This is a genomic window from Pseudomonas sp. NPDC087639, assembly GCF_044743385.1.
Taxonomy (GTDB): Bacteria; Pseudomonadota; Gammaproteobacteria; order Pseudomonadales; family Pseudomonadaceae; genus Aquipseudomonas.
The window spans coordinates 54,952-79,483 of the sequence record NZ_JBIUWI010000009.1 but is presented as its reverse complement, the minus strand read 5'-3'; the positions used below and the strand labels follow the sequence as shown (position 1 = coordinate 79,483).

The window sequence follows — 24,532 nt, the reverse complement described above, 5'->3', positions numbered from 1 at the left end:
TTTCAAATTTACCCGCGAATTAGCCGGCAGATTTTTAAGAAGCGGCCGACTGTTCCCCACTACAGCTTCACTCCACTATTCCGCTTCCTTTAATCCAAACAGGCAGACAGTTCGGCAGTTTCCGGGAAGCATCAACTGCCTCCGGGGAAATTCTGTCTTGCCAGCCTGTATCCCAAGGAATACGATCCGGACATGATCGACTTTGAACGATCCCGCACATTTGCCGAGTGGCTCGATATCCTGAGAGACACCATCGGTAAAGCGCGAATCATCGCCAGGCTTCGAGCGGCCGAGCATGGCAACTTTGGTGATTGCGAGTTCGTAGGCGACTCCGTTTATGAAATGCGGGTTCATTACGGCCCCGGCTACAGGATTTACTTCACACGGCGAGATGAAGTGATTTATCTGCTGCTAATCGGGGGAGACAAGTCGACGCAAAAACGAGATATCAAACGTGCCATAAAGATGGCGCAACGTATCGGTAATGAGGAGTAAGTCATGACCGAAAAATTCACCCGTTTCGATGCTGCCGAGTTTCTGAAAACACCCGAGGAAATGGCGGCTTACCTGGACGCATGCTTTGACGAAGATGCCGGGGATGGAGTCCTGATCCGTGCCGCACTCAATGACATTGCCCGAGCCCAAGGCATGACCCAAGTGGCTCGTGATGCCGGCCTGGGCCGGGAAAGCCTTTATAAAGCTCTAAGCAGCACTGGCAATCCTGAATTCGCAACTATTATGAAAGTCATGAAAGCACTGGGTCTGAAGTTACATGCCGTGGCAATTTGATTGATCTGCGACACCAAACCGCACGACGCTTTTTTACTTATCGGCCCTGATCAGGCTAAATAGCCGCGCCTGATCGCCCACCCAACGGATCTGTCCCATGAACCGACACCGGCTCGCATTTGCCTGGATCGCCTGCTTTGCAGTGCTGTTCAACATGCTCGCCATGCCGATGACGGGAGCGATGGCGCAAGCGGCCAATTCACCGGCCGAGCAATTGCTGTGGAGCAGTTTCTGCACCGGCAGCGGGACGAAGATGGTGGCGATCAACATCGGCACCACGGAGCAGAAAGCCCCGTCCAACGACAACCACTCCAACATGCAGCATTGCTGGTGCTGCTCGGGTTCATCGCCTTTGGTGGCGCTGCCGGGGCATACGCCGCAGCTGTATTTCGCCCGCTTTGAGAGCAATCGCAGCGTGGCGCCCGCCTCACTGCAAACACCCACACCGCGCCAGCAATGGCCGAGCCTCAATCCCCGCGCTTCCCCTCTGGTTTGATTTGTTCGCGCAATTGACCTGCGTTTCAAATCGTTCTGGAGAACTGCCATGTTGAACAAACTCTTCGTCATCGCTGCGCTGTTGCTGCCTGCGTGCTTCGCCCATGCCCACGAATACAAGGCCGGCGAGCTGGAAATCGCTCACCCGTGGTCGCAGGAACTGCCACCGAATGCGCCGACCGTTGCCGCTTACTTCATCATTCACAACGCCGGCAAAAACGCCGACCGCTTGCTCAGCGTCGACTCGCCAATCGCCCCCGAGGCGCAATTGCACGAGCATGTAATGCAGGGCGATCTGATGAAGATGCAGCAAGTGCCGAGCGTGGAAATCCCGGCGGGCGGCAATGTCATTTTCGCGCCGATGGCCTATCACGTGATGCTGCTCAACCCGACGGATCGCAGCCTGCTCAGCGACGGCAAAAGCTTCCCGCTGACGATGCATTTCGAGAAGGCCGGTGACGTCACCGTCGAAGTAGCCGTGCAGAAGAAGCCGCCGGAAACCACACAAGCCCACGCGCACGCTCAGTAAGCCTTTCGGCTGACCGCAATCATGCGCCCGTCCAGCGCCAGGTCTATCCGCAACAACCGTGAGCACGGTAGCTGGATCGCCCTGTTCGCCATGTTGATGATCTTCATCGGCCCACTGATTTCTCAGTCGATGCCGATGGATCAACACGCCTCGACGTCCATGCCGATGAGCATGGACATGTCGATGAGCATGGACATGTCGATGGACATGCCCGGTATGGATCACACCGCGCATGACGCCAAACCCTCCGTCGAACACTGCCCGCCGCAATCCTCGCACCACGCGCTGTGGGAAAAGTGCGGCTACTGCAGCCTGCTGTTCAATTGCCCGGCACTGACCGGCGGCGGCACGTTCGCCGCATTCAGCATCGCCCACGCCAACACCTTCACCTCGCCTTTCCCGCGCCTGGGCCATGCCCGGCAAACCTTCTTCCCCGGCGCCCGCACGCGCGCCCCGCCCATCGCAGCGTAATCACCCACCGCTGATTACACACGGTTGAGAAGACAGCTTCAGGCTGCCGGCCGTGTCGTTTACGACTGTTTGATGGAAATTGTCATGTCCAGGTTTTCTGCTGTTCCACGTCTGGGTTCTACCCGGGCGACCTTCGCTTTGAACGAATCGCGCATTCGTTTCAGGCACGCTATCGCCGTCCTTTGCGGCGTCCTGCTGTCCCCGCTGGTGCTGGCCGATGACCACGCCGCACACGCGGATGAACTGAGTCCGACGGTGATCACCGCCATCGCGCCGAGTTCGCCGCTGACCATCGTCACCAACCCCAAAGACCCGCGCCAACCAGTGCCAGCCAGTGATGGCGGCGATTATCTGAAGACCATTCCGGGGTTCGCGCTGGTGCGCAATGGCGGCACCAATGGCGATCCAGTGCTGCGCGGCATGTTCGGTTCGCGGCTGAATATCCTCACCAACGGCAGCATGATGCTCGGCGCCTGCCCCGGCCGCATGGACGCGCCGACCTCGTACATCTCGCCGGAAACCTACGACAAACTCACCGTAATCAAAGGCCCGCAAACCGTGCTTTATGGCCCCGGCGCATCGGCCGGCACGATTCTGTTCGACCGTGAGCCGGAGAGTTTCGGTGAGCTCGGCACGCGGGTGAACGCGAGCATTCTGGCCGCCTCCCATGGTCGCTTCGACAAAGTCGTCGACGCCGCAGCTGGCGGGCCATTGGGCTACGTGCGAGTGATCGGCAACACCGCGCACTCCGACGATTATCGCGACGGCAATAACGATATCGTCGCCTCGCGCTACGACAAGTGGAACGGCGACGTGGCGCTCGGCTGGACCCCGGACGCCGACACCCTGATCGAGTTGACCGCCGGCAAGGGCGACGGCGAAGCCCGCTACGCCGGACGTGGCATGGACGGCTCGCAGTTCCTGCGCGAAAGCCTCGGTCTGCGTTTCGAAAAGTCCAACATCACTGACGTGCTGGAGAAACTGGAGGCGCAGGTCTACTACAACTACGCCGACCACGTCATGGACAACTACACCCTGCGCACGCCGTCCGGCACCGGGATGATGGCCGGGCCCATGGCGTCGAACGTCGACCGCCGCACTCTCGGCGCGCGGATAAAAGCCACCTGGCGCTGGGCCGACATCCAGTTGATCACCGGCCTCGACGCACAGACCAACGAGCATCGCCAGCGCAAAGCGATGGGCATCGACACCTACAAGAACGTGCCGCGCAACAAAGACGCGGACTTCCATAACTACGGCGTGTTCAGCGAAATGACCTGGTACGCCGCCGACCGTGATCGGCTCATCACCGGCGCCCGAATCGATCGCGCTTCAGCAAAGGATTACCGGCAAACCACCAGTTCGGGAATGATGTCCCGGCCGAACCCGACCGCCGACGACACTCGCGCTGACACATTGCCCAGCGGCTTCGTGCGTTATGAGCATGACCTGTCCGACAGCCCGACCACGCTCTACGCCGGCCTCGGTCACGCGCAGCGCTTCCCGGATTACTGGGAGCTGTTTTCGCCCAAGTCGGGACCTGCCGGTTCGGTCAATGCATTCGATTCGATCAAACCGGAAAAGACCACTCAGCTCGACTTCGGCGTGAACTACAAAAGCGCCGACCTTGAGGCCTGGGCCTCGGGCTACATCGGCGTGGTGCGCGATTACATCCTGTTCGATTACACCCCCGCGATGATGGGCATGAGCACTTCGCGCGCCGAAAACATCAACACGCGAATCATGGGCGGTGAACTCGGTGCCGCTTACAACCTCACCGACCACTGGAAAGCCGACGCAACCCTGGCCTACGCCTGGGGCAAGAACAGCAGCGACGGTAAAGCGCTGCCGCAGATGCCGCCGCTGGATGCACGTTTCGGCCTGACCTACAGCGAAGACAACTGGAGTGCCGGCGCACTGTGGAGGGTGGTGGCCAGGCAAAACCGTATCGATCAGAACAAGGGCAACGTGGTCGGCAAGGATTACGACAAGAGTTCGGGCTTCGGCGTGTTCTCGCTCAACGGTGCCTATCGGATCAACAAGCACTGGAAGGTCAGCAGCGGCGTCGACAACCTGTTCGGCAAGGCTTACGCCGAACACCTGAACCTGGCGGGCAACGCCGGTTTCGGCTACCCGGCCAACGACCCGCAAGCCATCAATGAACCGGGGCGCACGCTCTGGACCAAGGTGGATATGAGTTTCTAACAGCATCGCCGGCAGGCTGGCTCCCACTGTAGGAGCGAGCCTGCTCGCGATCGGTTGCGCTGCAACCGCAAAAGACAACTAAAAGATCCAAGCCAAGCGGAGCAAACGTGATGCAAAAGCCCAAACCGAATTTCTACAACCTGGCCTGGCGTTGGCATTTTTATGCCGGATTGTTCGTCGCGCCCTTCATGGTGATGCTGTCGCTGACCGGCATCATCTATCTGTTCAAACCGCAGCTCGATTCGCTGATGTACAGCAGTTTGCTCAACGTCCCGGCCGGGCATCACACGGTGCCGGCCGATGACCTGCTGCAACGGGTGAAAAGTACTTATCCACAAGGCCAGATCACTCAGTATCTGCCGCCGGTAAATGCCGAACGCAGCGCGCAATTTGTCGTGAAGAACGCCAGCGACGAACTCAACGTGTTCATTGATCCGTACCACGGCGACGTCCTCGGCGAGCAGGATGCCAAGCAGAATCTGCAAGCTATCGCCCGAGCGATTCACGGCGAATTGATGATCGGCACGGTCGGTGACCGGCTGATCGAAATGGCCGCTGGCTGGGGCGTGGTGCTGGTGGTGTCGGGGCTTTTCCTCTGGTGGCCGCGCGGCCAGGCAGCGGGGATTCTGTGGCCGCGTCTGAACAGTCGCGGGCGCGTGTTGTGGCGCGATCTGCACGCCGTCACCGGGTTCTGGGGGGCGACACTGTTGCTGGTGATGCTGCTCAGCGGCATGACCTGGACCGGCTTCTGGGGCAAGCAATACGCCCAGGTGTGGAACGTGTTCCCGGCGGCGATGTGGGACAACGTGCCGACCTCCGACGTCGAGGCCCGCAGCCTCAACAGCGCCACTCGCCAGACCGTGCCTTGGGCGATGGAAAACACGCCGATGCCGATGTCCGGCGACCATGCCGAACACATGGCCCATGGCAGCGCAAATGCAGGCCCAGCCTCGCCAACCATCAGCCTGCAAGACGTGCAGAACATCGCCACTGAACGCAAGGTCGAACCGGGCTACAGTATCACCCTGCCGACCACCGCCACCGGCGTTTTCACCATCGCCGTGTTCGCCGATGACCCGCGCAACGACGCGACCCTGCACGTCGATCAATACACCGGCAAAGTCCTCGCCGATGTGCGCTTCGAGCAGTACGGCACAGTGGCCCGCGCCACGGAAATCGGCGTGATGCTCCATGAAGGCAAGATGTTCGGCACCTTCAACCAGATCGTCGTGCTGCTGATCTGCCTGATGATCCTGCTCAGCGCCGTCAGCGGCGTAGTGATCTGGTGGAAGCGCCGACCACAGGGCAAGTTCGGCGTGCCGCCGCTGCGTCATGATTTGCCGAAGTGGAAAACCGGGGTGGTGATCATGCTCGCGCTGGCGTTGATTTTTCCGCTGGTGGGGGCTTCGCTGGTGGTGGTCTGGTTGCTTGATCGACTGCTGCTGTCGCGGTTTGGCGGGCAACCTGAATCTGCCTCACCTTCATCATGAGTCCACCGAGATGCGCGTTTTAGAGAGGTCTATAAAATGCCGGCCTTATAAGTCGGTGTTTTTTAGTGTTACTGTATAACCATAATTCACCATTCTGCCCGCAGCCAAAAGCTGCGGGCATTCTTTTGAAGAAGTGATTCACCATCCCCGATGAACAAGTACCTCTTGTCCAGCCTCTGCCTGTTCGGCCTGAACAACGCCCATGCCGACAACCAGGCGCTGACGCTGCCCACCGGCACCATCAGCGCACCGGCCATCGACGACGCAAGCGTCAGCCTGACCACGCCAACCACCGCCGGCTCGCGCCTGAACCTCAACGCCATGCAAACTCCGGCCAGCGTCGAAAGCCTCAGCGGCGAACAGGTCCGCGCCCGGGGTGATCGCAGCGTGCAGGACGCGGTGTCGCGCAGCACCGGCATCAGCCGCACCGGTACGCCGGGCGATGGCGGCACCTCGTTGCAGGCCCGGGGTTTTACCGGGCAGAGTTCAGTGATGCAGTTGTATGACGGCAATCGCCTGTACAGCGGCATGGGCACGGTGACGTTCCCGGTCGATACCTGGTCAGTGCAGCGCGTCGATGTACTGCGCGGCCCGGCTTCAGTGCTGTACGGCGAAGGCGCGACGGGTGCGGTGGTCAACGTGATCCCGAAGAAGCCGTTCGAAGGTGAAATCGAAAACCACGCGCGCGTCGGCTATGGCTCCTACGACACTCTGCAACAGGCCTTCGACAGCGGCGGTTCGCTGAGCGATACCCTGAGCTATCGCCTCAATCTCAATCGTCTGCGCAGCAACGGCTGGATCGATCGCGGCGATTCGTCCAGTGATTTCATCAGTGCGGCCCTGCGCTGGCAGGCCACTGATGATCTGGCGTTTACCCTCGCCCACGACTACGGCGACCAGCGCCCGCAGAATTACTTCGGCACGCCGCTGATCAACGGCCACTTGAAGAGCAGCCTGCGCAACAACAACAACAACAACAACAACAACAACTACAACGTGCGTGACGACAAGCAGCACTACAACGATCAATGGACGCGCCTGACCAGCGACTGGCAGATCAACGATGCCGTCAGCGCCAGCAACGAGTTCTACTACCTCAAGGCCCAGCGCCGCTGGCAGAACGCCGAGAACGTCAACTTCGACGCGGGCAGTCAGCAACTGAGTCGCAGCGGTTACTTCGGCATCGGCCACAAGCAGGAACAGGTTGGTGATCGTCAGACGTTCACCTTCAAGCACTCGCTGTTCGGCCTCGACAGCCAGACCGTCACCGGCGTCGATTACAACCGCATCCGCTTCCAGCTCGACAGCAACTCGCCGTTCAACGATGTGCTGCCGAACGGTCAGCCATTGGATCTGCATCACCCACAAAGCGGGTATTTCGAGAGTGCCGATCCGTACCGCGATCAGTTCGACAGCACCACCAGACAGATGTCGGTGTTCGCCGAAAACCGCACGCAGTTGAGCGAGCGCTGGTCGTTGGTGACCGGCGTGCGTCGTGATTATGTGCATGTTGATCGTAACGACTTGACCAATGGCAGCCAGAGCGACCAGACCCTGACCGGCAACAACTGGAAGGCCGGTCTGGTGTTTGCGCTGACGCCCGAGACGTCGCTCTATGGCCAGGTCGCGACCAGCACCGATGGCGTCGGCGGGCTGATTTCGCTGAGCCCGAGCCAGCAGCAATACGATCTATCGACTGCCCGGCAGACGGAAATAGGCCTGAAGCAGTTGTTCTGGGATCAGCGTGGAGAGTTCACGCTGGCGGCGTATCGCATCGTCAAAAAGAAACTGCTGACTGACGATCCGGGCAACCCGACGCTCAAGCAGCAGGTCGGCCAGCAATCGTCCAACGGACTTGAAGCCAGCCTTGATCTGCAACTGCCGAACGCCTGGCAACTGCAGGCCAACGCCGCAATTGTGAAGGCCAGGTACGACGACTTCTCGGAAGTGGTCAACGGGCAAACCCTGTCGTATAACGGCAACCGCCCGGTGGACGTGCCGCGACGCACCGCCAATCTGTGGCTGAACAAAGCGCTTAGCGATGACCTGAAGGCCGGTGCGGGCGTGCGCTATGTCGATGCACGTTACGCCGATATGGCCAACCGTAACGAGTTGCCGAGTTACACCGTGGTGGATGCGACAATGTCGTGGCAGGCCTTGCGTAACACGACCTTGGGTTTGCAGGTGAACAATCTGTTTGACCGCCGGTATGCGCAAAGCCAATACAATGGCGGGCAGCAGTGGATCCTTGGCGAGCCGAGGTCGTTTTTTGTCACCGCTGATTACACCTTTTGATCGAAGAATGCTGCCCCTCACCCTAGCCCTCTCCCGGAGGGAGAGGGGACTGACCGTGTTGTCTGGACAAGTTGCACCGACCTGAAAGACCGAGTCGAGCTCAGGCTCGAAAAGCATGAAGATCGGCTCCCTTTCCCCCTCTCCCCCCTAGGGGAGAGGGCTGGGGTGAGGGGGATGGATCTACCGAAAAAACATGAAATCGAGAACACACCGAACGCCCTATGACGTCACTCACCCTCACTGATCTCGCCTGGACACCCTTGGGCCACGGCCACTGCCATCACCAGTTCCAGCTGCGTGACGCCTCCTTGCAGGTGGCCGCCGGTGAGTTCGTCGGGCTGATCGGCCCCAACGGCAGCGGCAAGACCAGCCTGTTGCGATGCGCCTACCGCTTCAGCCAACCGGAACACGGCGAGGTCAAACTCGATCACTACAACGTGTGGAAACAATCCTCACGCTGGTGCGCGCAACGCATCGCGGTGGTCTTGCAGGAGTTCCCCGACGCTTTCGGCCTGACCGTCGAAGAAGTTGTCGCCATGGGCCGCACGCCGCACAAAGGTCTGTTCGACGGCGAAACCCTTGAGGATCGAAACCTCGCGACCCAGGCGCTCAAATCCGTCGGTCTCGAAGGCTTCGAAGACCATGCCTTCGCCACGCTGTCGGGCGGCGAAAAGCAGCGGGTGATTCTCGCCCGCGCCCTGACCCAGCAACCGCAACTGCTGATCCTCGACGAGCCGACCAACCACCTCGACCCGCGCTATCAGCTGGAGCTGCTGCAACTGGTCAAACGCTTGCAGATCGGCACCCTCGCCAGCATCCATGATCTGAATCTGGCCGCCGCGTTCTGCGACCGACTGTACGTGATCGACCACGGCCGCATCGTCGCCAGCGGCACACCGCAAGAAGTCCTCACCACTGAATTGCTGCGCGACGTTTTCGGCGTCGAGGCGTTGATCGACTCCCACCCTCTTCACGGCTACCCGCGAATCACCTGGATAACCCGACCATGACTTTGCGTTCCCTGCTTTGCGTCGCTCTTTTGCTGTGCAGTGCCCAAGCGTTGGCCGAGGCCACGAAGTACCCACTGACCGTTCAAAGCTGCAACCGCGAAGTGACCTTTAAAGAAGCGCCAAAACACGCGGTCAGCCATGACATCAACATGACCCAGATGATGCTCGCCCTCGGCCTCAAATCGAGGATGGCCGGTTACAGCGGCGTCAGTGGCTGGAAGTCGGTCACCCCTGAGATGCAGTCGCTCCTCGACGGCCTGCCGGAGTTGGCAGCGAAGTACCCGTCGGTGGAAACCCTGCTCAACGCCAACGTCGATTTCTTCTTCGCCGGCTGGGATTACGGCATGCGCGTGGGCGGCGATCTCACGCCGCAAACCCTGCAACCGCTGGGCATCAACGTCTATGAGCTGACCGAGTCCTGCGCGTTCGTGATGAAGCGCCCCGCCGCAACGCTTGAGGACACCTATAACGACCTGCGTAACCTCGGCAAAATCTTCGACGTGCAGGATCGCGCCAATGTGCTGATCGCCCAGATGCAGGCGCAAGTCGCGCAAGTGCGCAAAGACCTGCCGGCAGAAAAACCACGCGTGTTCCTCTACGACAGCGGCGAAGACCGCGCCATGACCTCCGGCCGCCTCGGCATGCCGCAGGCGTTGATCGATGCGGCGGGTGGGCGCAACATTCTCGAGAACGTCGAAGCGAGCTGGACGCGGGTCAACTGGGAGACCGTGGTCGAACACAATCCGCAGGTGATCGTGATCGTCGACTACAGCGAAATCACCGCCGAGCAGAAGATTGAATTCCTGCTGAAGAACAAAGCCCTGCAATCGATCGACGCGATCAAGAATCAGCGTTTCATCGTCATCCCGTACGTGCAGGCCACGCCGGGGATCGACAACGTGCTGGCCGTTGAAACCCTGGCCAAAGGTTTCCACGGCCAATGATCAACCGTCGCTACGCCCTGTTGCTGATTGCCCTCGGCGCCGTGTTGCTGGTGTCGTGCGTGGTGTCGCTCGGCTTCGGCCCCGCGCGGGTGCCGGTCGATGTGGTGTGGCGGATTTTGCTGCACAAGGCGTTTGGTTTCGGCGAGGTGAGCTGGAGCGTTGGGCAGGAACATATCGTATGGCTGATCCGCGTGCCGCGCATGTTGCTCGGCGCGTTGGTCGGCGCCGGCCTCGCGCTGATCGGCGCGGTGCTGCAAGCCGTGACGCGTAATCCTCTGGCGGATCCGCATCTGCTCGGCGTCACCTCCGGGGCGACATTGGGCGCGGTGATTGTGGTGCTGCATGTCGGTGAAATCATCGGCCTGCTGACCTTGCCGATCGCGGCGTTTATCGGCGCGTTGCTGAGCATGCTGGTGGTGCTGGCGATAGCCAGTCGGCATGGCCGGCTCGACAGCGATCGCTTGCTGCTGTGCGGTGTGGCGGTGTCGTTCGTGATGATGGCGATCGCCAATTTGCTGCTGTTCATGGGCGACCACCGCGCCAGTTCAGCGGTGATGTTCTGGATGCTCGGCGGACTTGGGCTGGCGCGTTGGGAGTTGCTCGCGGTGCCGGCGGCCAGCGTGTTGCTCGGGTTGATCTTGCTGTTGGGCATGGCGCGTCCGTTGAACGCGTTGATGGCTGGCGAACAGACCGCCGTCACCTTAGGCCTGAACGCGCGGTCGGTGCGCTTGCGGGTGTTCGTCATAGCCTCGCTCATGACCGGGGTGCTGGTGTCGATCAGCGGCTCCATCGGGTTTGTCGGGCTGATGGTGCCGCACATTGCGCGGCGTCTGGTCGGCGCCGAACACCGGCGCTTGCTGCCGGTGTGCGTGCTGATCGGGAGTGTGTTTCTGATCTGGGTCGACGTTGCCGCCCGCACAATGATCGCCCCCGAAGACCTGCCCATCGGTGTCGCCACCGCGGCCATTGGCGGGCTGTTCTTTATCGGCCTGATGCGCCGCCGCTGACCCAACACCCCCCTCCCCACTGTAGGAGCTGCCGAAGGCTGCGATCTTTTGATTTTTTGCTTAAAAGACAAGATCAAAAGATCGCAGCCTTCGGCAGCTCCTACAGGGATCGGTTCGCGCCCCAATCTGGCGCGGCCGCCTGCACCAACGCTCCACCAGCGTCCCTTCATGGTGCATCGCAATCGCGCGCAAGCGCTCTAAACCGACATTTTCCTGCCCAAACCCGACCGGGCACAGCCCTTGCAAAACACCCTTCAGTCGTCCGCATCTGCCAACCATAAAAAACTTTAACGTTCATGGAGATCGCACAATGAAGCGTCGCAGTTTGATCAAGGCTTTCACACTCTCGGCATCCATTGCCGCGATGGGCATGACCTGGACCGTCCAGGCCGCCGAGACCATCAAGGTCGGGATTCTGCATTCGTTGTCCGGCACCATGGCGATCTCCGAAACATCGCTCAAAGACATGGCGCTGATGACCATCGACGAGATCAACGCCAAAGGCGGTGTTAACGGCAAGATGCTTGAACCAGTGGTGGTCGACCCGGCGTCGAACTGGCCGCTGTTCGCCGAAAAGGGCCGGCAGTTGCTGACCCAGGACAAGGTAGCGGTGGTGTTCGGTTGCTGGACTTCGGTATCGCGCAAATCGGTATTGCCGGTGTTTGAAGAACTCAACGGTCTGCTGTTCTACCCGGTGCAGTACGAAGGCGAAGAGATGTCGCCGAACGTGTTCTACACCGGCGCCGCGCCGAACCAGCAAGCGATCCCGGCGGGTGAATACCTGATGAGCGAAGAAGGCGGCAGCGCCAAGCGCTACTTCCTGCTCGGCACCGACTACGTCTACCCGCGCACCACCAACAAGATCCTGCGTTCGTTCCTGCACTCCAAAGGCGTGGCCGACAAGGACATCGAAGAGGTCTACACCCCGTTCGGTCACAGCGACTATCAAACCATCGTCGCCAACATCAAAAAATTCTCGGCTGGCGGCAAAACTGCCGTTATATCCACGGTCAACGGCGACTCCAACGTGCCGTTCTATAAAGAGCTGGCCAACCAGGGTCTGAAGGCGACTGACGTACCGATCGTGGCGTTCTCGGTCGGCGAAGAAGAACTGCGCGGCATCGACACCAAACCGCTGGTGGGCAACCTCGCGGCGTGGAACTACTTCGAGTCGGTGGAGAACCCGCAGAACAAGAAATTCGTCGCGGACTGGAAAGCCTACGCGAAGAAACACAACCTGCCGGGCGCCGACAAGGCGGTGACCAACGACCCGATGGAAGCCACTTACGTCGGCATCCACATGTGGGCGCAAGCAGCTGAGAAAGCCAAGTCCACCGACGTCGACAAAGTCCGCGAAGCGCTGGCCGGCCAGACCTTCGCCGCACCGTCTGGCTACACCCTGACCATGGACAAGACCAATCACCACCTGCACAAACCGGTAATGATCGGCGAGATTCAGGCCGATGGTCAGTTCAACGTGGTCTGGCAGACCGAAGGGCCGATCCGTGCGCAGCCGTGGAGCCCGTTCATCGATGGCAACGACAAGAAGCCGGATTATGCGGTGAAGAGCAACTGAGTCACTGGATGTCAGCCTTGCGCTTGGCGTGGGGCTGATGCAATTCCCCTGTGGGAGCGGGCTTTTGTGGCGAGGGGATTTATCCCCGATGGGTTGCGAAGCAGCCCCCAATCAAGCAGTCGCGGTGTATCAGATTGATCGCGTCGACTGATTTCGCGACTGCTTCGCAGCCGATCGGGGATAAATCCCCTCGCCACAAAGGCTCGCTCCCACAATGTCCGCGTCAAGGCGACTGACTATGCCCACTGCCCTCTACCGTTTTATCTGCGCCATCGCACTGTTGCTGCCGATGGCCACCCACGCCGGCGACGCCGAAGACTTCGTCGCGGCCAATCCCGTGCAGCAGGCCAAACTGCTCGAAGCCTGGGCCGCGCAGCCCGACCCGGCCCGTATCGAACTGATCAACGCCCTGCAACAAGGCGAACTGACCGTCGACGGCCAACCAAAAACCCTGCGCCTGAACAACCGCCTGCGGGGTCTGATCGACACCGCCATGGCCAGCCACCAATTGCTCGCCGCCGACGCCAAAATCCGTCTGACTGCCGCGCAGCAATTGCAGAAAAGCGCGAAACCCGCGCAGCTGAAATTCCTCGACCAGCAACTCGCTGGCGAAAAAGATGAAAGTGTCCACGCCGCTCTGAGCCTGGCGTTGGCCAATCTGCAATTGGTCGATACCGATCCGGCGGTGCGTCTGGCCGCCGTGCGCTTGCTCGGTGAAACCGGCGACCCACTGGCCCGCACCCGCCTCGAAGGCTTGCTCGAACCCGGTGTCGAAGCCGATGCTGGCGTGCGCACGGCCGCCGAAACCAGCCTCGCCCAGGTCAAACGCAAACTGCTGATCGGCGAAATACTCGGTCAGGCATTCAGCGGTATGTCGCTCGGTTCGATCCTGCTGCTGGCGGCCCTCGGCCTGGCGATCACTTTCGGCTTGCTCGGCGTGATCAACATGGCCCACGGCGAGATGCTGATGCTCGGTGCCTACTCGACGTATGTGGTGCAGCTGATGTTCCAGCGTTACGCCCCGCAGGCCATCGAGTTCTATCCGCTGATCGCGCTGCCGGTGGCGTTTTTCGTCACCGCCGCCATCGGCATGGCGCTGGAGCGCACGGTGATTCGCCACCTCTACGGGCGACCATTGGAAACATTGCTCGCGACGTGGGGCATCAGCCTGATGCTGATTCAACTGGTGCGCCTGCTGTTCGGTGCGCAAAACGTCGAAGTGGCGAACCCGGAGTGGCTGTCCGGCGGCATTCAAGTGCTGCCGAATCTGGTGCTGCCGTACAACCGCATCGTCATCATCGCCTTCGCGCTGTTTGTGGTTGTCCTCACCTGGCTGCTGCTGAACAAGACTCGCCTGGGCCTCAACGTCCGCGCGGTCACCCAGAACCGCAACATGGCCGCTTGCTGCGGCGTGCCGACCGGACGCGTCGACATGCTCGCCTTCGGACTTGGCTCGGGCATCGCCGGCCTCGGTGGTGTAGCGCTGAGCCAGATTGGCAACGTCGGCCCGGACCTGGGTCAGAGCTACATCATCGACTCGTTCCTCGTGGTGGTGCTCGGAGGTGTTGGCCAGTTGGCCGGCAGCGTGCTCGCGGCGTTCGGCCTCGGTATCGCCAACAAGATCCTTGAACCGCAGATCGGTGCGGTGCTCGGCAAGATCCTGATCCTCGCGCTGATCATTCTGTTTATCCAGAAACGTCCGCAAGGCCTCTTCGCACTGAAAGGACGGGTGATCGACTGATGAACCAGCCTCTGTTAGTCACGGCCACGCAAAAGGCCGGCCCGAAAGTCACGATTGCCATCGGCGCAGTGATTCTCGCGTTACTGATCGCATTGCCGTTGCTGTCGCTGTTGTCACCGGACAGCACGCTGCACGTCTCCGCTTACACCCTGACGCTGGTCGGCAAAATCCTCTGCTACGCCATTGTCGCGCTGGCGCTGGATCTGGTCTGGGGTTACGCCGGTCTGTTGTCCCTCGGCCATGGCTTGTTCTTCGCCCTCGGCGGTTATGCGATGGGCATGTACCTGATGCGTCAGGCCGCCGGTGATGGCTTGCCGGCGTTCATGACCTTCCTGTCGTGGACGGAGTTGCCGTGGTACTGGACCGGCACGAGCAGCTTTGTCTGGGCCATGTGCCTGGTGGTGTTGGCGCCGGGTTTGCTGGCGCTGGTGTTCGGCTTCTTCGCCTTCCGTTCGCGGATCAAGGGCGTGTACTTCTCGATCATGACCCAGGCCCTGACCTTCGCCGGCATGCTCCTGTTTTTCCGCAACGAGACCGGGTTTGGCGGCAACAACGGCTTCACCAATTTCCGTACGATTCTGGGCTTCGGCATCACTGAACCGGGCACTCGCGCGGTGCTGTTTCTGGCGACCGTACTGCTGCTGGTGGCGAGTCTGTTTATCGGCTGGCGTCTGGCGCAGAGCAAGTTCGGCCGGGTGCTGACCGCGCTGCGCGATGCGGAAAACCGTCTGATGTTCTGCGGCTACGATCCGCGCGGATTCAAGCTGTTCGTCTGGGTACTGAGCGCGGTGCTGTGCGGTTTGGCCGGTGCGCTGTATGTGCCGCAAGTGGGGATCATCAACCCGAGCGAGATGTCGCCGACCAACTCGATCGAAGCGGCAGTCTGGGTCGCCCTTGGCGGTCGTGGCACGCTGATCGGGCCTTTGCTCGGCGCCGGTGTGGTCAACGGCATGAAGAGCTGGTTCACCGTGGCTTTCCCGGAATACTGGCTGTTCTTCCTCGGCGCGCTGTTCATCGTCGTGACCCTGTACCTGCCCAAAGGCGTGATCGGTCTGCTGAAGAAACGAGGTGAATCATGAGAGTCACGGCAAGCGCTGAATTCATGCTGGAGCCAGCCTTCTTCCCCGTCGAGCCGAACAAGGACGCCGGCACCAGCCGCGATTCCATCGGTCTCGGCCAACGCGTCGGCCCGGGCCTAGATACCCGCCACGGCACGATCCTGACCCTGGAAGACATCAGCGTCAGCTTCGACGGCTTCCGCGCGCTGAACAATCTCAATCTGTACATCGGTGTCGGCGAATTGCGCTGCATCATCGGCCCCAACGGCGCGGGCAAGACCACGCTGATGGACGTGATCACCGGCAAGACGCGCCCCAGCCACGGCAAGGCATGGTTCGGCGAAACCCTCGACCTGACACAGATGAGCGAAGTGCAGATTGCCCAGGCTGGCATCGGCCGCAAGTTCCAGAAACCGACGGTGTTTGAAGCGCTGAGCGTGTTTGAAAACCTCGAACTGGCGCAGAAGACCGACAAGTCGGTGTGGGCCAGTTTGCGGGCACGGTTGAGTGGTGAGCAGAAAGATCGCATCAGCGAAGTGCTGGAGACCATTCGCCTGACCACCTCGGTCAATCGCCCGGCGGGCCTGTTGTCCCACGGCCAAAAGCAGTTCCTGGAAATCGGCATGTTGCTGATGCAAGACCCACAACTGCTGCTGCTCGACGAGCCGGTGGCGGGCATGACCGATGCCGAAACCGAGTTCACCGCCGAGTTGTTCAAGTCGCTGGCAGGCAAGCATTCGCTGATGGTGGTGGAACACGACATGGGCTTTGTCGGCTCGATTGCCGACCATGTGACGGTGTTGCACCAGGGCAGCGTGTTGGCAGAAGGGTCGCTTGAGCAGGTGCAGGAAAACGAGCGGGTGATCGAGGTTTACCTCGGCCGCTAGCCCTGAACACTGATCAAGACTGTGGGAGCGAGCCTGCTCGCGAATGCGGACTGACATTCAAACCATTCATCGCCTGACACACCGCTTTCGCGAGCAGGCTCGCTCCCACAGGGGACTTGAGGAGAATTTGAGAATGCTGCAAGTCGACAAGCTGCACCAGTATTACGGCGGTAGCCACATCCTGCGCGGCCTCACTTTTGACGTGAAGGTCGGCGAAGTCACCTGCCTGCTAGGCCGTAACGGCGTGGGCAAGACCACCCTGCTCAAATGCCTGATGGGCCTGTTGCCGGCCAAGGAAGGCGCAGTAAATTGGGAAGGCAAACCGATCACCACGTTCAAGCCACACCAGCGGGTACACGCCGGTATCGCTTATGTGCCACAGGGCCGGGAGATTTTCGGGCGGCTGACGGTGGAGGAAAACCTGCTGATGGGCCTGTCGCGTTTTCCCGGCTCCGAGGCCAAGGAAGTCCCGGCGTTCATCTACGAACTGTTCCCGGTGCTGTTGCAAATGAAGCAGCGGCGCGGCGGTGACTTGTCCGGTGGCCAGCAACAACAGCTTGCGATTGGTCGCGCACTGGCCAGCCGTCCGCGCTTGCTGATCCTCGACGAACCCACCGAAGGCATTCAACCGTCGGTGATCAAGGAGATCGGCGCGGTGATCAAGAAACTGGCGGCTCGCGGCGACATGGCGATTCTGCTGGTCGAGCAGTTCTACGATTTCGCCGCCGAACTGGCCGATCAATACCTGGTGATGTCCCGGGGCGAGATCGTCCAGCAGGGTCGCGGAGAAAATATGGAGGCCGAGGGTGTGCGTGGGCTGGTAACCATCTAACCTGTAGCTTCCTAACGATAATTAGAAAATATGAACTCGACTGTCTCACCTGCCCTGTTTACCCCGAGCTGGCACGCCGAGCTGGAGCTGGCCTACGCCCGCTTCGGCGACTGCACGCGCCCGGTCATGCGCCGCCATCTCGGCCCGCTGCGGGTGCAAAAGCATCTGTACGCCGAGGGCCCTGAGGTCTGTCAGCACATCATCGTCCACCCACCGGGCGGGATTGCCGGCGGTGATCGGCTCGATATCAGCGCCCGTGTCGAACAAGACGCCTGGGCACAGATCACCAGCCCCGGCGCGGCCAAGTGGTATCGCGCGGCGGGGCCCGCTTATCAGAAGCTCGACTTGAAGGTGGCTGCCGGGGCGACACTGGAATGGTTGCCGCAAGAGACCATCGTCTACAGCGCCGCTCAGGCTGAACTGACCACCTCGATCGATCTTGAGGGTGATGCGCGGCTGTTCTACTGGGATGTGGTTGCGCTGGGTCGACCGGCCAGTGGCGAGCGTTTCGACCTCGGGCACTTTCAGAGCCATCTGGATATTCGTCGCGATGGTCGATTGCTCTGGCATGAACGCCAGCGCATTGTCGGCGGTGACGGTTTGCTTGAGTCGCCGATCGGGCTGGACGGGCAACCGGTGTTTGCGACGCTGTTGGTCACTGGCGAAATTGATGCCGAACTGCTTGAGCGCTGCCGCTCGCTGGGGCATGAAGTGCGCGGGGATCTGACGCAGCTGCCGGGGCTTTTGGTTGCCAGGTGTCTGGCCAGTGAGGCGTTGTTGGCGCGAGGCTGGTTGATTGATCTGTGGCGATTGCTCAGACCCGCCCTGCTCGGTCGCGAGGCCATGCCCCCACGAATCTGGAACACCTGAAATGCAATCTAATGTGGGAGCGAGCCTGCTCGGGAAAGCGTCATGTCAGCCAACAAATTCGCTGAATATGAGTCCGTATTCGCGAGCAGGCTCGCTCCCACAGGGATCTGTGCCAACAGTCCCGACTCTTTTCAATCTGCCCTGATGGAAATCCACAATGGACCTGACTCCACGCGAAAAAGACAAGCTGCTGATCTTCACCGCCGGCCTCGTCGCCGAGCGCCGACTGGCTCGCGGTGTGAAGCTCAACTACCCGGAAGCCATGGCCTACATCTCCGCCGCGCTGCTCGAAGGCGCCCGTGACGGCCGGACCGTGGCCGAGCTGATGCACTTCGGCACCACCCTGCTTTCCCGCGAACAAGTGATGGAAGGCATCCCGGAAATGATCCCGGAGATCCAGGTCGAAGCGACGTTTCCCGACGGCACCAAACTGGTGACCGTCCACCAACCGATCGTCTGAGGCCGCGCCATGACTTACAGCATTCGCGATGCGCTGCACGCCGACCTGCCGGCGATCCGCGACATCTACAACGACGCCGTGCTCAACACCACGGCGATCTGGAACGAATCCGCCGTGGACCTCGGCAACCGTCAGGCGTGGTTCAGCGCCCGTCAGTCGCAGGCCTATCCGATTCTGGTGATCTGCGACATCGACAACAGCGTGCTCGGCTACGCTTCGTTCGGTGACTGGCGGCCCTTCGACGGCTTCCGCCACACCGTCGAGCATTCGGTTTACGTACGCAGCGACCAACGCGGCAACGGTCTTGGCCCGCAACTGATGACGGCGCTGATCGCGCGGGCAAAAACCTGCGGCAAGCACGTGATGGTGGCCGCCATCGAAAGCGGCAACGCCGCCTCTATTCGTCTGCATGAACGTGCCGGTTTCATCATCACCGGACAGATGCCGCAAGTCGGCACCAAGTTCGGCCGCTGGCTCGATCTGACCTTCATGCAACTGACCCTCAACCCTGGCGCGGAGCCGCCCGAAGCCAACAAGGAGTGACACTGATGAACGCCGCCCAACTGCGCCGCGTCAACGCTGAAAGTTTTGCGCACTATCGTCAGGGCCTGATCGATCTGTTGCTCGATGCGGTGGGCTATGGCGCGAGTGTCGGCTTCATGGCCGACCTCGACGCCGCCCAGGCCCGCGCCTACTTCGATGACGTTCAGGACAACGTCAACAAGGGCAGCGTATTGCTCTGGGTGGTGGTCAAGGACGAGCAGGTGCTGGCCAGCGTGCAACTGGGACTGTGCCAGAAGGCCAACGGTCTCAATCGCGCCGAGGTGCAGAAACTGCTGGTGCGCGAACACGCCCGCCGTCGCGGCCTCGGCCAGCAATTGATGCATGCGCTGGAACTGGAAGCGCCCAAGCACAAGCGCGGCATGCTCTTCCTCGACACTGAGGCCGGCTCCCCCGCTGAAGATTTCTATAAAGCCCTGGGTTACACCCGCGCCGGCGAAATACCCGACTACGCCTGCGACCCGAACGGCACCTATCGACCGACCGCCCTCTACTACAAGATTCTGCAAGGAGCCCAGTGATGATTCCCGGTGAATACCAGATCCAGCCCGGCGACATCGAACTCAACGTCGGCCGCCGCACCGTCAGCCTGAAAGTCGCCAACAGCGGCGACCGGCCGATCCAGGTGGGTTCGCACTATCACTTTTTCGAAACCAACGACGCGCTGACCTTTGATCGCGCGGCCAGCCGTGGCATGCGTCTGAATATTCCGGCCGGCACGGCGGTACGCTTCGAGCCGGGGCAGAGCCGCGAGGTTGAGCTGGTGGATTACGCCGGGCATCGACGGGTGTTCGGCTTTGCCGGGCGGGTCATGGGTGATCTCTGAATTGCGTGCGCACCGCTGCCCCTCACCCCAGCCCTCTCCCGAGGGAGAGGGAGCCGAGCACCGATAGCCGCCACACCGCGATCAGTCCCCTCTCCCTCCGGGAGAGGGCTAGGGTGAGGGTCGACGGCTCACCACTATTTTCCTGAAGGACGCAGCATGAAAATCTCCAGACAAGCCTACGCCGACATGTTCGGCCCCACCGTCGGCGACAAGGTGCGCCTGGCCGATACCGAGCTGTGGATCGAAGTCGAAAAAGACTTCACCACCTACGGCGAAGAAGTGAAATTCGGCGGTGGTAAAGTCATCCGCGACGGCCAGGGCCAGAGTCAACTGCTCGCCGCCGAAGTGGTCGACACACTGATCACCAATGCGCTGATCATCGACCACTGGGGCATCGTCAAAGCCGACGTCGGCCTCAAGGACGGGCGCATCGCCGCGATCGGCAAGGCCGGCAACCCGGACGTGCAGCCCAACGTGAACATCGCCATCGGCGCCAGCACCGAAGTGATCGCCGGCGAAGGCATGATCCTCACCGCTGGCGGCATCGACACGCACATTCACTTCATCTGCCCGCAGCAGATCGAAGAAGCGCTGATGAGTGGCGTCACCACCATGATCGGTGGCGGCACGGGACCTGCCACCGGCACCAACGCCACCACCTGCACTTCGGGCCCATGGCACCTGGCGCGCATGCTCCAGGCCGCCGATGCCTTCCCGATGAACATCGGCCTCACCGGCAAGGGCAACGCCAGCCTGCCGGAGCCGCTGATCGAACAGGTCAAGGCCGGCGCCATCGGCCTTAAGTTGCACGAAGACTGGGGCACCACCCCGGCGAGCATCGACAACTGCCTGAATGTCGCCGATCAATATGACGTACAGGTGGCGATCCACACCGACACCCTCAATGAATCGGGGTTTGTGGAAACCACCCTCGGCGCCTTCAAGGGCCGCACCATCCACACCTATCACACCGAAGGTGCCGGTGGCGGTCATGCGCCGGACATCATCAAGGCCTGCGGTTTTGCCAACGTGCTGCCGAGTTCGACCAACCCGACCCGGCCGTTCACCCGCAACACCATCGACGAACACCTCGACATGTTGATGGTCTGCCACCACCTCGACCCGAGCATTGCCGAAGACGTGGCGTTCGCCGAGAGCCGCATCCGCCGCGAGACGATTGCCGCCGAAGACATCCTCCATGACCTTGGCGCGTTCTCGATGATCAGTTCCGACAGCCAGGCCATGGGCCGCGTCGGCGAAGTCATCACGCGCACCTGGCAGACCGCCGACAAGATGAAAAAGCAGCGCGGCCCCCTGCCCCAGGACGGTGAAGGCAACGACAACTTCCGCGCCAAGCGCTACATCGCCAAATACACGATCAACCCGGCGATCACTCATGGCATCAGCCATGAAGTGGGCTCGATCGAAGTAGGGAAATGGGCGGACCTGGTGCTGTGGCGCCCGGCGTTTTTTGGCGTGAAGCCGACGCTGATTCTCAAGGGAGGGGCCATTGCGGCGAGCCTGATGGGTGATGCCAACGCATCGATTCCGACACCGCAACCGGTGCACTACCGCCCGATGTTTGCCAGTTATGGCGGTTCGCTGCACGCTACCAGCCTGACCTTTATCAGTCAGGCCGCGCAGGAAGCCGGGTTGCCGGAAACGCTGGGGCTGAAGAAGAAAATCGCCGTGGTCAAAGGTTGCCGCGAGGTGCAGAAAACCGATTTGATCCACAACGATTACCTACCGAACATCGATGTCGATCCGCAGACTTACCAGGTCAAGGCCGACGGCGTGTTGCTGTGGTGCGAACCGGCAGACACCCTGCCGATGGCTCAGCGCTATTTCCTGTTCTGACCTCAACGCCATAAAACAGGCCCCGATACCGTGCCCTGCAGCACGGTCTCGGGGCCTTTTTGATGGCGGTAGAAAACCACCGCACAAACGGTCGTGTATTTCCCGCCAAAGGGACTAATATTCGATTCGCTTCACTATTTTCAGGGACCGCCCATGCGTCTTTCCGAGTTCATCGTGGCCAACATCGACCCTATCGTCGATGAGTGGGAACAATTTGCCGCTACCATTACCCCGGCCGCCGACCATCTGGACTCCACCGCGCTGCGCGATCACGCCAGCGAAATTCTGCGGGCCGCCGCTCGCGACATGAACAAACCACAGAGCCCCGCCGAACAGGCTGCCAAAGCCAAGGGCGAAGGCCCGGAGAAAACCCCAAGCCTGGACGAGGCCGGCGCCAGCCATGGCGAGTTGCGCCACACCGTGGGTTTTGATCTGGTGCAGATGACCAGTGAATTCCGCCATCTGCGGGCCTGTGTGATTCGCCTGTGGGTCAACAGCCTGCAATCCCCTGACGTCGCCTATTTCCAGGACATGATCCGCTTCAACGAAGCCATCGACGAGGCCCTGGCCGAATCGACCGCCGCCTATGCCGAACAGGTCAACCGTTCGCGCGACATCTTCCTTGCCATCCTTGGCCATGACCTGCGCGCGCCGCTGCAAGCGGTGAGCATGTCCACCGAATTGCTGCTGCGCAAAACCCGTCTGGAAGGCGATGCCCTGACGTGCGCCCTCAATATCAAACGTGGCGCACGACACATGGCGGCCATGGTCAGCGACTTGCTGGAACTGGTGCGCAGTCGTCTGGGCAGAAGCCTGCCGATCGAGCCGGCGCCGATGGACATGGCCGACGCGACGCGGGCAGCGATTGCCGAGGCTTGCGCGGGCAATCCGGAATGCGATCCGACGCTGACTGTAGAAGGCGATACCAGGGGAACATGGGATGCCGGGCGCATCGATCAACTGCTGCAAAACCTGATTGGCAATGCCTTGCAGCACGGTTCAAACCAGCACGACGTGACCGTGAGCCTCAGCGCAGAAGGCGATAGCGTGTGCCTTACGGTGCATAACTTCGGCACACCGATTCCCGAAGAAGCAGTCGGTACGATCTTCGACCCGCTGGTGCGCAGCGCCGACGAACAGCTCGGGCAGCCTTCTACCAGCCTCGGTTTGGGGTTGTTTATCGTCAAGGAAGTAGTCATCGCCCATGGCGGGACAATCGAAGTCAGCTCGAACGCGGCTGACGGGACGCTGTTCAGAGTGGTGTTGCCCAGAAAGGTTTAAGCAGATAAACCGAGGGGAATTCATCGCTGGCAAGCCAGCTCCCACAGGGTTCTGCGTCGGTCGCAAAATATGCATTCGACGCGATACTTGTGGGAGCTGGCTTGCCAGCGAAGAGGCCCTTCAGTGCAAACTGTAAACAACGGTAAAACTACTCGACCACCAGCCGCCCCAATCGCTGGCGCAACATACGGTTCTCGGCCCGCAGTTCCTTCACTTCTTCCAGCAGATTCAACGCCAGGGCGACGCCTTCCCACTCCAGATCCAGATCGCGCCGCAGCTTGGCGGCGCGTTTGGCCAGAGTCAGTTCGTAATCGGTGAAACGCCATTCCCTGGGCTGCGCGCCCTGAGGTTCGAGGATGCCGTGTTCGACGATTTCGATCACGTAGACGTCCGACAAATCGGCCGCCTCACAGAATTCTGCCATGTCCAGTTGAACGATCAGGGGGCTGCTCATGATGGGCTACTCCGTCGCTGGGTTCAGAAGTTCTCTCGCGGATTGAAGGCGGCTTTTTTCGCCAGTTCCTGCCACAACGCCTTGACGTCATCGTCCGCTGCTTTCGGCATCACGGCCTTGAGCTGCACGAACAGATAACCGCGCTCGCCGGCCTTGTTTTTCAGACCATGGCCCTTGGCGCGCATGCGCTGACCGTTCTGACTGCCGGCCGGAACCTTGAGGTTGATCTTGCCGGTCAGGGTCGGCACGGCCACTTCAGCGCCCAACGCCAACTCCCACGGTGCCAGCGGCAACGTAATGATCAGGTTTTCGCCTTCGACATCGAACTTCGGATGCGGCGCGAAACGAATGGTCAGGTACAGATCGCCATTCGCCCCGCCACCTGCGCCAGGTGCGCCCTGACCTTTGAGGCGGATGCGCTCGCCGTCGGTCACGCCCGCCGGGATCTTCACGTTCAGGCTCTTGCTGGTGTTGCTGACGTGCTGGCCGTTGGCGTTGTATTGCGGCACCTGAAAGGTGACCTTCTTCGATTCGTTCGAGAGCGTTTCCTCGAGGAAGATCGGCAGTTCCATTTCCACGTCTTGCCCTCGGCGCCCTGCACTGCGTTGTTGCCGACCTTCACCGCCACCGAAACCGGGGCCGCGATTGCCGAAGATCGAACTGAAGAAGTCCGAGAAGTCGCCGGTGTCGCCACCGCCGCCGCCAAAACCGCCACGGCTCTGCCAGCCCGGTGGCCCCTGGAACGGCTGACCGTGCTGGCCATAGCGGCGCAGCTCGTCGTATTCGGCGCGTTTGTCGGCGCTTTTCAGCGCTTCATAGGCTTCCGAGGCGTCCTTGAACTTGGCCTCGGCGTCCTTTTCCTTGCTGACATCGGGGTGGTATTTGCGCGCCAGC

Annotated in this window: 25 protein-coding genes; 23 read left to right on the top strand and 2 right to left on the bottom strand. The window is 60.9% G+C overall.

Features of this window, described 5'->3' with window-relative positions:
- Nucleotides 1-192: 192 nt before the first annotated feature.
- The 23 genes from ACIOVB_RS06600 (at nucleotide 193) to ACIOVB_RS06490 (ending at nucleotide 23,184) form a co-directional block, all read left to right on the top strand.
- Nucleotides 193-495, top strand: a complete 303-nt coding sequence (locus ACIOVB_RS06600) for a type II toxin-antitoxin system RelE/ParE family toxin (RefSeq protein ID WP_401265984.1) — start codon at nucleotides 193-195, stop codon at nucleotides 493-495.
- A 3-nt stretch (nucleotides 496-498) separates the two neighbouring features.
- Entirely contained in the window at nucleotides 499-789 is a 291-nt protein-coding gene (locus tag ACIOVB_RS06595; protein WP_401265982.1) for an addiction module antidote protein, read from the top strand.
- A gap of 97 nt (nucleotides 790-886) precedes the next feature.
- Nucleotides 887-1,285: a DUF2946 domain-containing protein gene (locus tag ACIOVB_RS06590; RefSeq protein ID WP_401265979.1), complete on the top strand. Its 399-nt coding sequence runs from the start codon at nucleotides 887-889 to the stop codon at nucleotides 1,283-1,285.
- Between the two features lie 48 nt (nucleotides 1,286-1,333).
- A complete protein-coding gene (locus ACIOVB_RS06585) occupies nucleotides 1,334-1,813 on the top strand; it encodes a copper chaperone PCu(A)C (RefSeq protein ID WP_401265976.1) in 480 nt (159 codons plus the stop codon).
- Nucleotides 1,814-1,834: 21 nt separating this feature from the next.
- The gene (locus ACIOVB_RS06580) at nucleotides 1,835-2,284 is read left to right on the top strand and encodes a DUF2946 domain-containing protein (protein WP_401265974.1); all 450 of its coding nucleotides are present in this window, start codon (nucleotides 1,835-1,837) and stop codon (nucleotides 2,282-2,284) included.
- Nucleotides 2,285-2,368: 84 nt separating this feature from the next.
- Nucleotides 2,369-4,489 (top strand): TonB-dependent copper receptor, encoded by a 2,121-nt coding sequence (locus tag ACIOVB_RS06575; protein WP_401265971.1) that lies wholly within the window; start codon nucleotides 2,369-2,371, stop codon nucleotides 4,487-4,489.
- Between the two features lie 110 nt (nucleotides 4,490-4,599).
- Nucleotides 4,600-5,979, top strand: a complete 1,380-nt coding sequence (locus tag ACIOVB_RS06570) for a PepSY-associated TM helix domain-containing protein (RefSeq protein WP_401265969.1) — start codon at nucleotides 4,600-4,602, stop codon at nucleotides 5,977-5,979.
- 150 nt (nucleotides 5,980-6,129) lie between these two features.
- The gene (locus ACIOVB_RS06565; protein ID WP_401265966.1) at nucleotides 6,130-8,274 is read left to right on the top strand and encodes a TonB-dependent receptor; all 2,145 of its coding nucleotides are present in this window, start codon (nucleotides 6,130-6,132) and stop codon (nucleotides 8,272-8,274) included.
- 221 nt (nucleotides 8,275-8,495) lie between these two features.
- Complete coding sequence (locus tag ACIOVB_RS06560; protein WP_401265964.1) at nucleotides 8,496-9,284, top strand: ABC transporter ATP-binding protein; 789 nt, start codon at nucleotides 8,496-8,498, stop codon at nucleotides 9,282-9,284.
- Complete coding sequence (locus tag ACIOVB_RS06555; protein WP_401265961.1) at nucleotides 9,281-10,228, top strand: ABC transporter substrate-binding protein; 948 nt, start codon at nucleotides 9,281-9,283, stop codon at nucleotides 10,226-10,228. Before ACIOVB_RS06560 ends, ACIOVB_RS06555 begins: the two co-directional genes overlap by 4 nt.
- Complete coding sequence (locus ACIOVB_RS06550; RefSeq protein WP_401265959.1) at nucleotides 10,225-11,235, top strand: FecCD family ABC transporter permease; 1,011 nt, start codon at nucleotides 10,225-10,227, stop codon at nucleotides 11,233-11,235. Before ACIOVB_RS06555 ends, ACIOVB_RS06550 begins: the two co-directional genes overlap by 4 nt.
- A gap of 310 nt (nucleotides 11,236-11,545) precedes the next feature.
- The gene (gene urtA, locus ACIOVB_RS06545; protein WP_401265957.1) at nucleotides 11,546-12,811 is read left to right on the top strand and encodes an urea ABC transporter substrate-binding protein; all 1,266 of its coding nucleotides are present in this window, start codon (nucleotides 11,546-11,548) and stop codon (nucleotides 12,809-12,811) included.
- A 238-nt stretch (nucleotides 12,812-13,049) separates the two neighbouring features.
- The gene (gene urtB, locus ACIOVB_RS06540) at nucleotides 13,050-14,552 is read left to right on the top strand and encodes an urea ABC transporter permease subunit UrtB (RefSeq protein WP_401265954.1); all 1,503 of its coding nucleotides are present in this window, start codon (nucleotides 13,050-13,052) and stop codon (nucleotides 14,550-14,552) included.
- Complete coding sequence (urtC, locus tag ACIOVB_RS06535) at nucleotides 14,552-15,631, top strand: urea ABC transporter permease subunit UrtC (protein WP_401265951.1); 1,080 nt, start codon at nucleotides 14,552-14,554, stop codon at nucleotides 15,629-15,631. The genes urtB and urtC overlap by 1 nt, the downstream gene beginning before the upstream one ends.
- Nucleotides 15,628-16,497 (top strand): urea ABC transporter ATP-binding protein UrtD, encoded by an 870-nt coding sequence (gene urtD, locus ACIOVB_RS06530; protein ID WP_008078129.1) that lies wholly within the window; start codon nucleotides 15,628-15,630, stop codon nucleotides 16,495-16,497. Before urtC ends, urtD begins: the two co-directional genes overlap by 4 nt.
- A 133-nt stretch (nucleotides 16,498-16,630) precedes the next feature.
- Nucleotides 16,631-17,329, top strand: coding sequence for an urea ABC transporter ATP-binding subunit UrtE (gene urtE, locus ACIOVB_RS06525; protein WP_008031204.1), 699 nt, complete (start codon nucleotides 16,631-16,633; stop codon nucleotides 17,327-17,329).
- Between the two features lie 30 nt (nucleotides 17,330-17,359).
- Nucleotides 17,360-18,199, top strand: a complete 840-nt coding sequence (locus ACIOVB_RS06520) for an urease accessory protein UreD (protein ID WP_401265948.1) — start codon at nucleotides 17,360-17,362, stop codon at nucleotides 18,197-18,199.
- A 157-nt stretch (nucleotides 18,200-18,356) separates the two neighbouring features.
- Nucleotides 18,357-18,659, top strand: a complete 303-nt coding sequence (gene ureA / locus ACIOVB_RS06515) for an urease subunit gamma (protein ID WP_008085431.1) — start codon at nucleotides 18,357-18,359, stop codon at nucleotides 18,657-18,659.
- A gap of 9 nt (nucleotides 18,660-18,668) precedes the next feature.
- On the top strand, nucleotides 18,669-19,202 hold the full coding sequence (locus ACIOVB_RS06510; RefSeq protein WP_401265945.1) for a GNAT family N-acetyltransferase: 534 nt from the start codon (nucleotides 18,669-18,671) through the stop codon (nucleotides 19,200-19,202).
- Nucleotides 19,203-19,207: 5 nt separating this feature from the next.
- Entirely contained in the window at nucleotides 19,208-19,741 is a 534-nt protein-coding gene (locus ACIOVB_RS06505; RefSeq protein WP_401265943.1) for a GNAT family N-acetyltransferase, read from the top strand.
- Nucleotides 19,741-20,046 carry an urease subunit beta gene (locus tag ACIOVB_RS06500; RefSeq protein WP_007915947.1) on the top strand — a complete coding sequence of 102 codons (306 nt, stop codon included), beginning with the start codon at nucleotides 19,741-19,743 and terminating at the stop codon, nucleotides 20,044-20,046. Before ACIOVB_RS06505 ends, ACIOVB_RS06500 begins: the two co-directional genes overlap by 1 nt.
- 156 nt (nucleotides 20,047-20,202) lie before the next feature.
- Nucleotides 20,203-21,903 (top strand): urease subunit alpha, encoded by a 1,701-nt coding sequence (ureC, locus tag ACIOVB_RS06495; protein ID WP_401265940.1) that lies wholly within the window; start codon nucleotides 20,203-20,205, stop codon nucleotides 21,901-21,903.
- 153 nt (nucleotides 21,904-22,056) lie between these two features.
- Nucleotides 22,057-23,184, top strand: coding sequence for an ATP-binding protein (locus ACIOVB_RS06490; RefSeq protein ID WP_401265937.1), 1,128 nt, complete (start codon nucleotides 22,057-22,059; stop codon nucleotides 23,182-23,184).
- A gap of 148 nt (nucleotides 23,185-23,332) precedes the next feature.
- On the opposite strand, the gene ACIOVB_RS06485 is transcribed toward ACIOVB_RS06490, so the two are convergent.
- Both ACIOVB_RS06485 and ACIOVB_RS06480 read right to left on the bottom strand, forming a co-directional pair.
- A complete protein-coding gene (locus ACIOVB_RS06485; RefSeq protein WP_401265935.1) occupies nucleotides 23,333-23,638 on the bottom strand; it encodes a chaperone modulator CbpM in 306 nt (101 codons plus the stop codon).
- Between the two features lie 23 nt (nucleotides 23,639-23,661).
- Nucleotides 23,662-24,532: DnaJ C-terminal domain-containing protein (locus tag ACIOVB_RS06480; protein ID WP_401265932.1), on the bottom strand; the 871-nt coding region annotated here is incomplete at its 5' end.